Below are 13392 nucleotides of genomic sequence, written 5' to 3' on the forward strand. Positions count from 1 at the left end.
CGATGACGATCGATGAATACGCGGTCTGGGCCGCGGGTATTGCGAAAGTCGATGAGCAGCCGTCCAACGAGCGGCTGTCTTATCTGGGCCTCGGACTTGCCGGCGAAGCCGGCGAGGTCGCCGACCACATCAAGAAGCTCTTGCGCGATGATTGGCTCGACAAGGCGGGCCTGGTCGATGAGCTTGGCGATGTCATCTATTACTGGGCCTGCCTCTGCGCCGCGACCGGCCAGAAGCCGTCCGAACTGCTCGAAGCGAGCGCTGCCAAGATCAAGCGGCGGCTGAGCGAAGCGGCGAGCCGCTAGGGCCCATGTGGGCGGGAGGCGCGGATCACCTCTCCCAATCAGGGAGAGGTGAAAGGACCTCGGCCGTCGCTCACGTCGACGTCAGAATATCCACCTTCGCATTGGCGACGATCAGGCGGTCGGCCAGCAGCTGGGCGAGGTTGCGCATGATGCATTCGCTGGCGCGTGGATGCTGGTTGCGGAAGCGTTCGAAATCCTTCAGCGACACCTCGCATGCGGTTGCCGCCATGTCGGCGAACACGTCGGCAGAACGCGTTGCCTCCAGCAGTGCCATCTCACCGAATGCCATGCCGGCGGTGAGCGTCGCCAGCCGTATGCCGTCTGGCAAGGTGACGTGCACCGCGCCGCTGCGCAGGAAATACAGGGCATCCGCAGGATCGCCGGTCGTGAGAATCTTCGCGCCGGACTGATAGGTCCTGATGGTGCAGAGCGAGGCCAGATCGGTCAGCTCTTCCTCGCTCAGCCCTGCCAGCAGTGGCTGCTCGGCGAGCTCCGTGGTCTCGTGAAAATCGATCGAGCCGCCGTAGCGATACACGATCTGGTCTTCGGCCCATTCGATCGCGGTGTCGAGCAGGTAGAAGTCGCGGACGTTCTTCAGCTCGGCGGTCCATTCGCGCAACGTGTTCCATTCCTTGGAGGCACGTCTGACGCCTGACAGCACGACGGTCACGTTCAGCGCCGCAAGCTCCTCGAACGCCTCGGCGACCAGCCGCGCGCCGGCGCGCGTGGTCGAGGTCACGCGGTGCAGATCGAAGATCACGAATTGCGGCCGCGGTCGCCCGGCAAGGCGCCGCGAGACGTAATCGACCGCGGAGAGCGACAGCGTGCCGACCAACTCGATGATCCGCACCTCCTGTTCGTGCGCCGCCAAAATCTCGCGCTCCTGCGGGCGGCGCACGCGGCGCGACGGGCTCTTGCCGATGTCGTAGTCCGCGATGACGGCGTTGCGCGCATCGTCGCTGCGGTTGAGCATGTGCAGGTCGTAGTGCGAGGACAGCGCCTCGCACACCTTGATGCCGCGCACGCTGTTGCCGTGCTTGTCGAGGCGCGGTGAATAGCTGCCGAGTCCGAGGCGGGCGGGCAGGGCGGCCAAGATGCCGCCGCCGACCCCGCTCTTGGCGGGAATGCCGATCCGGTAGATCCACTCGCCGGCATAGTCGTACATGCCCGACGACGTCATCACCGAGAGCGTGCGCGAGATCGCGTAAGCGCTGAGCACCTGCTCACCCGTCACGGGATTGACGCCGCGATTGGCGAGCGTCGCCGCCATCACCGCGATGTCCCGCGCGGTGACCAGCACGGCGCATTGCCGGAAATAGACGTCGAGGACGCCGGCGACATTGTCCGAGATGACCGCATTGGTCTTCAGCAGATAGCCGATGGCGCGGTTGCGGTCGCCGGTCTGGCTCTCGGAGGCATAGACGGCCTCGTCGAGCGCGAGGTCGCGTCCGGCAAAGCGGCTGAGCGCAGTGCGAATCTGCTCGAAGGCCTCCACGCCCTTGCTGTCGTAGATCAGTCCAGTGCAGGCGATCGCGCCGGCATTGACCATCGGGTTGAACGGATGGTTGTCGGAATTGAGCCGGATCGAGTTGAAGGGATCGCCCGATGGCTCGACCCCGATCGCGCTCTCGACCGTGGCGGCACCGAGCAGATCCAGCGCCAGTGCGAACACGAAGGGCTTCGACATCGACTGGATGGTGAAGGGCACGCGGCTGTCGCCGACCTCATAGACATGGCCGTCCAGGGTCGCCAGGCTGATGCCAAAATAGGCAGGGTCGACCTTGCCGAGCTGGGGAATGTAGTCGGCGACATGGCCCGAGGTCTCGGCGGAGAATTCGCTGAGGCAATTGTCCAGGAACCGCAGCAAAGGCGGTTTCGAGCGCGTCCAGGCGGAGGCGGCGGGCAGGTGCGGCTTCATCGCCGCACTTGTGCAACGCAATTAAGGCACGCGCAACCCGTCCGGCATCACAGGCTGGCGTCGGACCAGAAGAAGCGCGATCAAGATCGTCGGCAGCAGGATCGCCAGCCCCAGCATCGTGACCTGCATCTGCGACAGCGGCATGATCCCGCCGCCGGGGGTCGCCACCACGAAGCCGCCGATCACGAGCAGCACGCGAATGGGCCATTCCAGCGCGCCGGCACCGCGGAGATCGCCGACGAAGGGCTGGTAGCCCTGGATGCCGCCGCAGATGAACAGCGTGCCGAAGGCGGCGAGCCCCATCAGGCCGAGGCCGGCGAGATAGGGGCTCGGCCCTTGCAGCACCAGCGCCGGATTGAGCACGAAGAAGAACGGCAGGAAATAGATGATGCTGCCGACCCACATCGATTCCCAGCCCGTCTTCATCGCCGGTGAACCTGCAATGCCTGCGGCCGCGAACGAGGCGATCGCAACCGGCGGGGTGATCGACGACAGCATGCCCCAGTAGAAGATGAACATGTGCACCGCCATGCGGTTGAGCCCGAGCTTCTCCAGCGCCGGCGCGACCAGGATGGCGAGGAAGATGTAGCAGGCGGTCGTCGTCAGGCCGAGGCCGAGAATGAGGCTGGTGAGGGCGCACATGCCGAGCAGCAGGAACGGGTTGTCGCCGGCGATGTGCAGGAGGTCGTTGGCGAGGCTCGAGACGACGCCGGTCATCGAGAATGCGCCGATCAGCAGGCCGCAGCCGGCGAGGATGCCGACGAGCTCCACGAAGGTGCGTCCGTTCACCTCGAGGAATTTGCCGATCGTCGCCAACGTCCAGCGCGTGTCCTTGGAGAAGAGCTGGTTGAGAACCAGCAGCAGCGCGGTCGCATAGAACGGCGCGTGGCTCTCGCGCTTGAAGTAGAGCAGCATCACGACCAGGAGCGCGATGACGAAGACGTAGTACCAGCCCTCCTTGATCGTATCCATGATCCGCGGCAGTTCGGCGCGCGGAATGCCCTGCAGCTTGTGGCGGGCCGCATAGGCGTCGACCTGCATGAACAGGCCGACATAGTAGAGCACGGCGGGGATGATGGCGGCGATTGCGACGTCGGCGTAGCTGACATTGAGGAACTGCGCGATCACGAAGGCGGTCGCGCCCATCACCGGCGGCGCCAGCACCGCGCCGGTCGAGGCGCAGGCCTCGATCGCGGCAGCATAGGAGGCGCGGAAGCCGCTCTTCTTCATGACCGGGATGGTCATGGTGCCGGCGGTCAGCACGTTGGAGATGATCGAGCCCGACATCATGCCGAGCAGGCCGCTGGCAAAGATGCAGACTTTCGCCGCGCCGCCGCGGAACGTGCCACAGAGCGCGAAGGCGAGATTGATGAAGAATTTTCCGGCCCCGGTCATCATCAGCGCGGTGCCGAACACGAGGAAGCCGATCACGGTGTCGGCGAAGGCCTGGATGGGAATGCCGAGCAGGCTTTCGCCCGACAGCACGTGGTAGGCGGTCGCCTGTTCGATCGTCGATTGCGTGCCGCGGAACGGTCCGAGCCAGCCGGCCTCGGCGAACAGCGGATAGACGGTGAAGGGCAAGACGCTCAGCAGCAGGCTCCAGCCGCCGGTGCGGCGTAGCGCCTCCATCAGCATCACCCACATCACGAGGCCGGCGGCGATCACGCTGGTCGGCGCGCCGCCGAATTCCCAGCCGGCCTCTGCCGCCTTGCGCACGTTCGACATCAGCAGCAGCGCCGCCGCGAAGGTCGCAAGGAACAAGACCAGGTCGTACCAGGGAATGCGGTCGAGCGGGGCGCGTTCAGTCCCTGGGAAGATCAGGAAGGTGAAGGGCAGCATCAAGGCGATCAGGAGGTAGAAATACTCCGTGTTGAGCTGGGTGTAACCGATGAAGAAGCGCAGCGAGAATTGCTGGTTGATGCAGAGCAGGATCGTCGCCGCGGTCGCGGCCACCAGCATCCAGCGCCAGGCGCCGCGCAGGGTGCGCACGCGCGTGACCTCCGCCTCCTGCATGTTGGCGGCGGCGCCATGCGGATCGTCGAACACGACCCGCTTGGCCTCGTCTTGCGGGGCGGTGGTGGTGGAGGAAGACATCATTGATCCCGCGCCTGTGGGCTGTTGAACGCAGACTAAGCCAATGGCAGTTGTTTGAATCGCTCGGGCCGCGCGCTCAACCTCTCCCGCTTGCGGGAGAGGTCGCGCCGAAGGCGCGGGTGAGGGCTTTCGCCTCTGGGGGAGTCCCACCGTGGAAACACCCTCTCCCCAACCCTCCCCCGCAAGCGGGGGAGGGAGCGCACTTCCCTCTTGGCGCCAAGCGTGGGTCCATTCGCCTTATTCCTCGAACCCGTTCGGCATGTTGGCCTTGGCGAGCGCTGTCGCGCGGGCCTTCATCCAGCCGTCGAGAAACGCCTTGTCCTCCGACGCCGGATTGGACTTGCCGTAATCGGCCCAGGCGGCTGCCAGCACCTCCTGGCGCTTGATCAGCTTGTCGTTGTGTGCCTCCTGCGCGTCGCTCCATTGCCCGGCTTCCTTCAGCGCCTTCACCGCGCCGGGATGCACCGGCACCACCCAGTTCTTGGTCTGGCGGTTGGCCGCGAGTCCGCCCGCACCGGGCGCGGAGTCCTTATAAGCGTCGTAGTTCACGATCATCGCCTTGGTGATCGCATAGACCTGGTCGGCCGGTTGCGAGGCGTAGGCGACGAAGATCGGATAGGGATAGTTGCCGAGTTCGACCGGTTTCTCCGGCGAGATGCCGGCGCCGCAGGTTGCGACCTGCGGGAAGAAGAACGAGCCGACCTTCTGCATCCGCGCCCAGCCTTCCTTGTCCTTGGCGGGCAGCGGCGGCCAGATCAGTCCGCGCGGCGAGGTCTCGGCCTCCTTGGCGGGACCGGTGATGGTGGTGCCAAAGGCGGCATCGACGTCGTTGTTGATCAGCCCTTTCCACATAGCGCCGTAGCTGGCGAACTCGACGACCTTGACGTCCTTCTGCGTCAGCCCGGCGAAGGCGAGCACCGCGAGCGAATTCTGATTCAGCGCGGGCGAGCCGACGACGAAGCCGACACGCTTGCCCTTCAGGTCTTTCAGCTCCTTCACGCCGGTGTCGGCAGCGACGCCGAGCGAACCGCAATTGCAGTCGACGGTGGAGAGCAGGATCTGGAGCGGCTGTGGCCCCCATTCCTTCGAGCCGAACTCGAACACACCTTCCTGCGCGAAGTAGGTGCCCGATCCCATCGCCGACGAGGCCGCGCGCTTGGCGCGCAGCGGCGCGAGGCGGGCGACGTCGTTGCCTGCGGGGAGCACGCGCACGTCGGTGCCGTACTTGTCCTTCATCATCTTGCCGACGCCGACCGCGATGTTGAAGCCGGCGGTTCCGGTGTCATAGGCCGTGAAGGTCAATGTCGCCGGCAGCTTGATGTCTTCGGCGAACGAGTAGCGTGTAGACGCAAAAGAAATGCCCGCCACCAAGGCAGGCGCGAGCACGAGCAGCCCACGAAGCATGTTTCCCTCCATCATCCTCGCTTCAGCGCGAAGACATTCTTGCTTGAGCCGGATCATGTCACCGCGCATCCACGATGGCAACGCCGTACCGTGCAAGCGGGAATGCGGCTGACAGATTGTCGCGGAAACGACAGATAAAGCACTAGCTCGCGATGATCGCGATCGTCTGTCCCTCGGCAACGACGTCGTCGAGCTTGACGAGAAGCGACGTGATCGTGCCGCTCGCCGGCGAGGCCACCGGTATCTCCATCTTCATCGCTTCGACAACCACAACGTCATCGCCATCCGCGACGGTTCCTCCAACTTGCACGGGAGTTGCGCAGACGCGTCCCGCGATCTCCGTGACGATCTTAATTTCTGGCATGCCATCGCCTTTTTGTTGTCGTCGCAAAATGCCTGAGGTAGCGTCGTCTGCAAGTGGAATTTAATTCCGCACAGCGGAACAGATGGTAGGGAACATGGGACGACGATCGGAGCGGTTGAGTAGGCAAGGCGCGCTCGCTGGCGATGCCGGCGAAGGTGATGTCATCCAGGTGGTCTCGCGCGCGTTCGACGTGTTGCGCTGCTTCGAGGGCCACGATAGCAGGCTCGGCAATCTCGAGATTTCAAACCGCTGCGGTCTGCCGCGCTCGACGGTATCGCGGCTCACGCACACGCTGACCCGCATGGGCCAGCTCGTCTATCTGCCGCGCGATCAGAAATATCGCATCGGCCCGAGCGCGGTGGCGATGAGCGCCTCGATGATGAAGGGCGCACAGCTGCGCAGCATGATCCGGCAGCGGCTGCAGGAAGTGGCCGAGCAACTGCCGGGCACCGTCGGCTTCGTCGTCCCCGATCGCTTCCATCTCGTCTATCTCCTGTTCGCGCGCTCGGCGAGCGCACTCGGCCTGCACGAGGGCACCGGCAGCCGCATCTCGATGGCGTCGACCGCCGCGGGCGCGGCCTACACCGCAGCCCTGGCGTCGGAAGTCGGCGATGCCTTCGTCTCCGACATGGAGCGGGAAGCCCCCGAGGCTGCGAAGATCCTCAGGCCCCGCATCGAGGCCAACCGGCAGTCGCTGCGCGAGCGCGGCTATGTCGTGGCCTGCGGCCTCTGGAGCCCGCACATCAACGGCCTCGCGGTGCCGATCTGGTCGCCGCAGTACCAGACCTTCGTGGTCGTCACGATCGGCCTTCTGTCTGCGATGTATGACGAGCAGCGTCTGCACGACGAGGTCGCCCCGTTGATGCTCCATCTTGGCCGCTCGCTCGGCAGCCTGATGGAAGGGGCGGAGGGCGACGCCTTCAGCAACCGTATCTCGCGTAAACCGGTCGCCATGGCCGTGCACAACAATAACAAGCCGATCAATTCGGAGGGAGTGAATGAACTGGAAGCCGGAACTCGACGAGCTCGCCCGGCGCGAAGCCTTCGCGCGGGAGATGGGCGGCGTTGACAAGGTCAAGCGACAGCATGACCAGGGCCGGCTGACTGTTCGGGAGCGCATCGACAAGCTGATCGACAAAGGCAGCTTTCACGAGATCGGTGCCGTCTCCGGCACCGGTGAATACGATTCCAGCGGCGAGCTGCAGAAACTGACGCCGGCCAACTGCGTGTTCGGCCGCGCGCGCGTCGACGGCCGCACCGTCGTCGTGGTCGGCGACGATTTCACGGTGCGCGGCGGCTCGGCCGATGCGTCGATCTCCGCAAAGCCGCTGATGGCGGAGGAGATGGCGCACGATTTCCGTCTGCCCATCGTCCGCATCATCGAGGGCTCCGGCGGCGGTGGCTCGGTCAAGACCATCGAGACCAAGGGGGCGGCGAACCTGCCGGGCGGCATCGGCGGCACGCGCTGGTATCGCTTCACGACGCAAAATCTGTCGCGCGTGCCGGTGGTCGCACTCGGCCTCGGCTCGGTGGCGGGCTTGGGGGCGGCGCGTCTTGCAGCCAGCCACTATTCCATCATGACCCGGAAATCGGCGATGTTCGTCGCTGGGCCGCCGGTGGTGAAGGCGCTGGGGCAGGACCTCACGAAGGAGGAGCTCGGCGGCGCCGACATTCAGACCCGCGCCGGCGCGGTCGATCACGCCGTCGACACCGAGGAGGAGGCCTTTGCCTGCGCGCGGCGTTTCCTCTCTTATCTGCCGTCATCGGTCTACGAGCTGCCGCCGACCTTGCCCAGCACCGACGATCCGGAGCGCGGCGACGAAGCGCTGATGAATGCGGTGCCGCGCAACCGCAAGCAGGTCTACAAGATGCGGCCGATCATCGAGTCCGTCGTCGACAAGGGCTCGTTCTTCGAGGTTGCCAGGAATTTCGGCAAGCCGATCATTGTCGGCCTCGCCCGGCTCGAGGGCAGGGCGGTGCTGCTGCTGGCCAGCGACAGCTTTCACTATGGCGGCTCCTGGACGGCCGATGCCTGCCAGAAAGTGGTGCGCTGGGTCGACTTCGCCGAAACCTTCCATTTGCCGATCGTCTATCTCATGGACTGCCCCGGCTTTATGATCGGCCTCGACGCCGAGAAGGCGGCCACCATCCGCCACGGCGTGCGCGCCATGGCCGCGGTCAACCAGACCACGGTGCCCTGGTGCACCGTGATCCTGCGCAACGCCTTCGGCGTCGCGGGCGTCGTCCATCAGCCCGCCGACCGCTTCTCGATCCGCTATGCCTGGCCGTCGGCCTATTGGGGCTCGCTCCCGCTGGAAGGCGGCATCGAAGCCGCCTACCGCGCCGACATCGACGCAGCGGAGGACAAGGCGGCGAAGCTCGAGGAGATCCAGCAGCGTCTCAACAAGCTGCGCTCGCCGTTCCGCTCGGCCGAGAAATTCTGGGTCGAGGAGATCATCGATCCCCGCAAGACGCGCTCGCTGCTGTGCGAGTTCGCGCGCCTCGCCGAGCCGCTGCGCAAGCCGGGGCCGCCGGCGAACTTTTCGATCAGGCCTTAGACGCGGCTGAAGCACAACTCCATCACCGTCATCCTGAGGCGCTCGCCCTGCAACGCAGGACGAGCCTCGAAGGACGACGGCCCGGCTGCATCGGGGCCGTGCATCCTTCGAGGCTCGCTGCGCGAGCGCCTCAGGATGACGAGTTGATGGCGATGCAATCAAGCTTCCATCGCGTCGCAATCCCGCGCTAAGCTCCCCCCAACAAAAACAACAGGAAACGCCAATCGTGTACGACTTCATCATCGTGGGCGGCGGCTCGGCCGGATCCGTGCTCGCCCATCGACTCTCCGCAAGAAGCGCCAATAAGGTCCTGCTGTGCGAGGCCGGACAGGACACGCCGCCCGGCAACGAGCCGGCCGAGATCAGGGACAGCTATCCCGGCACGGCCTATTTCGATCCGCGCTTTCACTGGACCGAGCTCAAGGTCACGACGCAGGTCGTTAGTCACAACAATCCGAACGAATCGCGTCTCCCTTTACGCAAATACGAACAGGCGCGCGTGCTGGGCGGCGGCTCGTCGATCAACGGCCAGATGGCCAATCGCGGCGCGCCGACCGATTACGACGAATGGGAGGCGCGGGGCGCCGAGGGGTGGTCGTGGCCCGAGGTGCTGCCCTTCTTCAAGAAGGTCGAGCGCGACCTCGACTTCGACGGACCGTATCACGGCAAGGACGGCCGGATCCCGGTGCGCCGTATCCCGCGGGAGCACTGGACGCGGCATTCGCAGGCGTTCGCGCAAGCCTTCCAGCAGGCCGGGCATCAATTCCTGCCCGACCAGAATGGCGAGTTCGTCGACGGCTATTTTCCGGTCACGCATTCCAACCAGGCCGAGCAGCGCGTTTCGGCCGCGATGGGCTATCTCGACCGCGACACCCGCAAGCGTACCAACCTCACGATCTCCACCAACACGCAAGTCAAAGAGCTTCTATTCGAAGGCACGCGCTGCGTCGGCGTGAAGGCGACGGTTGACGGACGCGAGCAGGAATTCCGCGGACGCGAGATCATTCTCTCCAGCGGCGCGATCCATTCGCCGGCGCATCTGCTGCGCGCGGGCATCGGCCCGGTCGGTCACCTCAAGGACATGGGCATTCCCGTGCTGATGGGCTTGCCGGGCGTCGGCCAGCGCCTGATGGATCATCCCTCGATCTCACTGTCGTCCTTCGTTCGGCGCGGCGCGCGCATGAACGAGCATACCAGGCGTCACATGCAGCTGGGCCTGCGTTATTCGTCCGGGCTGCCTGATGTGCCGAAGGGCGACATGTTCGTCGTCGTCATCAGCAAGTCGGCCTGGCACGCCGTCGGCGCGCAGATCGGCTCGCTCCTGACCTTCGTCAACAAGACCTATTCCGAGACCGGACAGGTCAAGCTCGCCTCGCGCGATCCCTCGGCAGAGCCGATCGTCGAGTTCAACCTGCTGTCCGACCGGCGCGACCTCGATCGTCTGATGAGCGGCTTCCGCAAGATGGCGGCGGTGCAGATGAGCGACGTCGTCAGGAAGGTGACGGACAAGCCGTTCCCGGCCGCCTACACCGACCGCGTCCGCAAGATCGGCGTGGTCAACACCAGGAACAGAATCCTCACCACGATCGCCGCAGCCTTGATGGACGGGCCGGCGGCGCTGCGTCACTACATGATCGACAATTTCGTGGTGGAAGGCTTCACCTTCGACCAGGTGATGAACGACGACGAGGCGCTGGAAGCCTTCGTGCGCAAGGCGACCATCGGCGTGTGGCACGCCTCCTGCTCGTGCCGCATGGGCCGGGCCGACGATCCCATGGCGGTGGTCGACAGCCAGGGCCGCGTCAAGGGCGTGCAGGGCCTGCGCGTCGTCGACGCCTCGATCTTCCCGGTGGTGCCGTGCGCCAACACCAACTTCCCGGTCCTGATGTCGGCGGAGAAGATCGCGGCCGCGATGATGCAGTGAGCGGCAGCGGGTTCTGCCTTCGCAACGCTCCAAATGCGAATCTGACTTGATTGCATGCCGCAAGCGTGACCCGCTGAGCGGGCATTCGTGCGCTGCGAGTTAATCATCTCGGCCGCTACGTGTAGGCTATGACGATTGCTGGCCGTGTCGCGTAATGCAGTCGGTTTTCAGCCGGCCTTTAGTCCCATTTCAGCCAAACTGTATTTGTTTCTCATGATCCGGGGCAGGGTCTCTCATTTGGAGTCCTTGCAATGTTCAAGCGAGTATTTTCTGCGTGCCTCTTCATTGTCCTCGGTTCTGTCGCTTCGGAAGCACGGCCTTATCGCATTCATCAAGCCCCTGAATGTAATGTCACCATGCCCTGCGACTTCTCGTATTCGCAGACACGACGCGAACGGACTTCGCGATCCTTAGCAGCTTCCAGATCTTCACCGGTTTCCAGGTCCTCGCTGCAAGCCTACCGCTCGACGCAACTGACGGTGACTGATGCGGGGGGCACCGCCACGTCGGCGACCGTCTCCGGTGTCTCCAACGCTCGCATCGTCGGTGGCCGTCCGGCCGGTTGCCCTTCGTCCTTCTGCGGCTGCGGCGCGGCCCTGCGCGTGTTTGGCCGGATTGTGCCGGAATTGAATCTTGCGTCCAACTGGCTGCGCTTTCCGCGGACATCACCCGCACCAGGAATGGTTGCTGCGCGACGAGGACACGTTTTCGTCCTGGAGCAGCACCTGGGGGGCGACGTCTGGATGGCCTATGACGCCAACTCGGGCGGGCGCGCGACGCGAATCCACGCACGTTCATTGCGAGGGTATACGATCGTCAATCCCCGTGGCGGTTCGGTGGCTTGAGGACAGCTAACGCCACGCTCGACAGATCGCGGACGGGTCGCAACATCTTTGCGACCCTCCCACGCTGGACCAATTGTTGGCGCCGGGCCCAGCACCCTTGCCGGGATTCATGATGTTCTGCGGATCGAGCGCCCGCTTGATGGTGCGCATTCATGGCCCGGAAAGCCCGGCAATCAGGGCGTTTTTTGCATCGACAGCTGTTCATGGGGGCGTTTTCGGGGGGCTTGTTTGAGCCGCCGCCCGCGCCAGGCGCGCCTGACGCGCTCTTCGTCTGCCGGTGCACGTCGTGTACCCGTCGGCACCTTGCGCATGATTCCGTTAACCGTCGATCTCTGCGATCGCGTTTAAGCGACGTTAATGATGCTTTCTCAATACGATACATCGCACTTTGTCGCGGTCCATGTTTGTCGATCGCCCGTAAGTGTTGATTAAGAAGGCCAAATCCATATTGCAGCCTGCGATATGGGGGTGATCGCAGCCATGCTGCGGCCTCTCCCATCACGAGATTTCAGGGAAGTTTTTTGCCGTAACGACGGCAATCAGGATGAAGGTCATGCTCCGCCGCGCAGTACTCCGTTTCGGGAGTGATCGGAAGGCCAACGTCGCCATCATCTTCGCGCTCACGATGGTTCCGATCATCTTTCTTTTGGGCATGACGCTCGACTACACACTGGCCTTGCGTAAGCGCGAGCAGCTGAACGCCGCCGCCGACGCCGCCGCGATCGCAGCCGTGCGGCCGGCGATGCTGGTGCAGAGCGACACGGCCATCGTCAAGGCGACCGCGGAAGCCGTTTTCGCTGCGAAGGCGAATCTTCCCGGCCTGTCGTCGGTCCCGACGCCGACGGTCACCGTCACTGATACCGGTCTTGCTCGCACGATCACGGTGTCCTACACCGCGCAGTCCATCAACAATTTCCCCGGTGTTCTCGGCAAGCAGACCTGGCAGGTCAATGGATCCGCCACAGCGCGGGCGTCCAGCGCGCCCAACATGAATTTCTATCTGCTGATGGATGACTCGCCGTCCATGGGGATCGGCGCGACCGCGAAAGACATTAGCGATCTCATCAAGTACACCGCCCCCGCGTATCAGTCGGCAACGGCCTCGCAGAATTGCGGCTTCGCTTGTCATCAGACCGACATCGCCCACGACGGCGGGAAATACGATAACCTCGCGATCGCGCGAAACAATAATATCACTTTGCGGATTGATCTGGTGACAAATGCCGTCAATCAGCTGCTCAATTCATGGTCGAACTGCCCGCAGTCCGGCATCTCGGGGGGCGTCATGCAGTGCATGGCGGCGCTGAACAACACCACCTACAAGGCGGCGCTCTACACGTTCGACTTGAGTTTGAACACACTGGCCACGCTGACCACCCCGACCCTCGCCGGAACCAAGGTTTCCAGCATCTCGCTGATGCCGGTCGCCTACCAGAACTGCGTCGTTGTGAAGACCAACTGTAAGACCGACAATGGCACGAACATCGCAGGCGCGCTCAAGAGCCTCAACGACATCATGCCCACGCCCGGGCTTGGGAGCAACGCGGCGGGAGATACGCCGCAGCAAGTGGTATTCCTCGTCACCGACGGCGTCGAAGACAAGATTTCCACGACCTGCCCCAACGCGAGCTTCGCCTCCAACAATCGATGCCAGCAGCCGCTCGACACGACGATGTGCACGACCATCAAGAACCGCGGCATCAAGATCGCCGTCCTCTACACGGAGTATCTACAGCTCATCGCCGATCCCAATACCGGCATCCAGAAAACCGATAAATGGTACATGGACTGGATCCACAAGTATAACCAGCCTGAGTCCTCAACCGGCAAGATCGCGCAAAACCTCCAGGCGTGCGCCTCGCCTGGTTTCTATAAAAGTGTTCAGAGCGGCAAGAACATTTCCGATGCGCTGACCGACCTGTTCATCAAGGTCGCGTCCAGCACAGCCAGCCTCGTGCAGTAGAGAAAGCGCCATGACGG

At 64.0% G+C, this 13392-nt stretch carries 10 protein-coding genes; 6 read left to right on the forward strand and 4 right to left on the reverse strand.

From position 1 onward, the window contains the following. Positions 1–2 precede the first annotated feature (2 nt). Entirely contained in the window at positions 3–305 is a 303-nt protein-coding gene (locus FJV43_RS32920) for a nucleoside triphosphate pyrophosphohydrolase family protein (protein WP_239623128.1), read from the forward strand. A gap of 70 nt (positions 306–375) precedes the next feature. Here FJV43_RS32920 and glsA read toward each other — a convergent pair whose 3' ends face one another. From glsA to FJV43_RS32940, 4 genes are all read right to left on the reverse strand, one after another. Then, a complete protein-coding gene (gene glsA / locus FJV43_RS32925) occupies positions 376–2223 on the reverse strand; it encodes a glutaminase A (RefSeq protein ID WP_239623129.1) in 1848 nt (615 codons plus the stop codon). Positions 2224–2244: 21 nt separating this feature from the next. Next, positions 2245–4320, reverse strand: a complete 2076-nt coding sequence (locus tag FJV43_RS32930; protein ID WP_239623130.1) for a TRAP transporter permease — start codon at positions 4318–4320, stop codon at positions 2245–2247. A 234-nt stretch (positions 4321–4554) separates the two neighbouring features. Then, complete coding sequence (locus tag FJV43_RS32935) at positions 4555–5721, reverse strand: TAXI family TRAP transporter solute-binding subunit (protein ID WP_239623131.1); 1167 nt, start codon at positions 5719–5721, stop codon at positions 4555–4557. A 142-nt stretch (positions 5722–5863) separates the two neighbouring features. Continuing rightward, positions 5864–6085, reverse strand: a complete 222-nt coding sequence (locus FJV43_RS32940) for an acetyl-CoA carboxylase biotin carboxyl carrier protein subunit (protein ID WP_239623132.1) — start codon at positions 6083–6085, stop codon at positions 5864–5866. 94 nt (positions 6086–6179) lie between these two features. Here FJV43_RS32940 and FJV43_RS32945 point away from each other — a divergent pair, with 94 nt between their 5' ends. From FJV43_RS32945 to FJV43_RS32965, 5 genes are all read left to right on the forward strand, one after another. Further along, positions 6180–7154 carry a helix-turn-helix domain-containing protein gene (locus FJV43_RS32945; RefSeq protein ID WP_239623133.1) on the forward strand — a complete coding sequence of 325 codons (975 nt, stop codon included), beginning with the start codon at positions 6180–6182 and terminating at the stop codon, positions 7152–7154. Beyond that, a complete protein-coding gene (locus FJV43_RS32950) occupies positions 7084–8643 on the forward strand; it encodes a carboxyl transferase domain-containing protein (protein WP_239623134.1) in 1560 nt (519 codons plus the stop codon). Before FJV43_RS32945 ends, FJV43_RS32950 begins: the two co-directional genes overlap by 71 nt. A 226-nt stretch (positions 8644–8869) precedes the next feature. Continuing rightward, positions 8870–10567 carry a GMC oxidoreductase gene (locus FJV43_RS32955; protein ID WP_239623135.1) on the forward strand — a complete coding sequence of 566 codons (1698 nt, stop codon included), beginning with the start codon at positions 8870–8872 and terminating at the stop codon, positions 10565–10567. A 251-nt stretch (positions 10568–10818) separates the two neighbouring features. Further along, a complete protein-coding gene (locus tag FJV43_RS32960) occupies positions 10819–11412 on the forward strand; it encodes a hypothetical protein (RefSeq protein ID WP_239623136.1) in 594 nt (197 codons plus the stop codon). A gap of 553 nt (positions 11413–11965) precedes the next feature. After that, entirely contained in the window at positions 11966–13375 is a 1410-nt protein-coding gene (locus tag FJV43_RS32965; protein WP_239623137.1) for a pilus assembly protein TadG-related protein, read from the forward strand. Positions 13376–13392: the final 17 nt, after the last annotated feature.

It is taken from the genome of Bradyrhizobium sp. I71 (assembly GCF_022354745.1).
GTDB classification, from domain to species: Bacteria; Pseudomonadota; Alphaproteobacteria; order Rhizobiales; family Xanthobacteraceae; genus Bradyrhizobium; species Bradyrhizobium liaoningense.

Bases quoted from the DNA above. Each gene is read 5' to 3' on its own strand.
- FJV43_RS32965 (WP_239623137.1), top strand. From the start codon at position 11,966: ATGCTCCGCCGCGCAGTACTCCGTTTCGGGAGTGATCGGAAGGCCAAC.
- FJV43_RS32940 (WP_239623132.1), bottom strand. From the start codon at position 6,085: ATGCCAGAAATTAAGATCGTCACGGAGATCGCGGGACGCGTCTGCGCA.
- FJV43_RS32950 (WP_239623134.1), top strand. From the start codon at position 7,084: ATGAACTGGAAGCCGGAACTCGACGAGCTCGCCCGGCGCGAAGCCTTC.
- FJV43_RS32920 (WP_239623128.1), top strand. From the start codon at position 3: ATGACGATCGATGAATACGCGGTCTGGGCCGCGGGTATTGCGAAAGTC.
- FJV43_RS32960 (WP_239623136.1), top strand. From the start codon at position 10,819: ATGTTCAAGCGAGTATTTTCTGCGTGCCTCTTCATTGTCCTCGGTTCT.
- FJV43_RS32930 (WP_239623130.1), bottom strand. From the start codon at position 4,320: ATGATGTCTTCCTCCACCACCACCGCCCCGCAAGACGAGGCCAAGCGG.
- FJV43_RS32945 (WP_239623133.1), top strand. From the start codon at position 6,180: ATGGGACGACGATCGGAGCGGTTGAGTAGGCAAGGCGCGCTCGCTGGC.
- glsA (WP_239623129.1), bottom strand. From the start codon at position 2,223: ATGAAGCCGCACCTGCCCGCCGCCTCCGCCTGGACGCGCTCGAAACCG.
- FJV43_RS32935 (WP_239623131.1), bottom strand. From the start codon at position 5,721: ATGCTTCGTGGGCTGCTCGTGCTCGCGCCTGCCTTGGTGGCGGGCATT.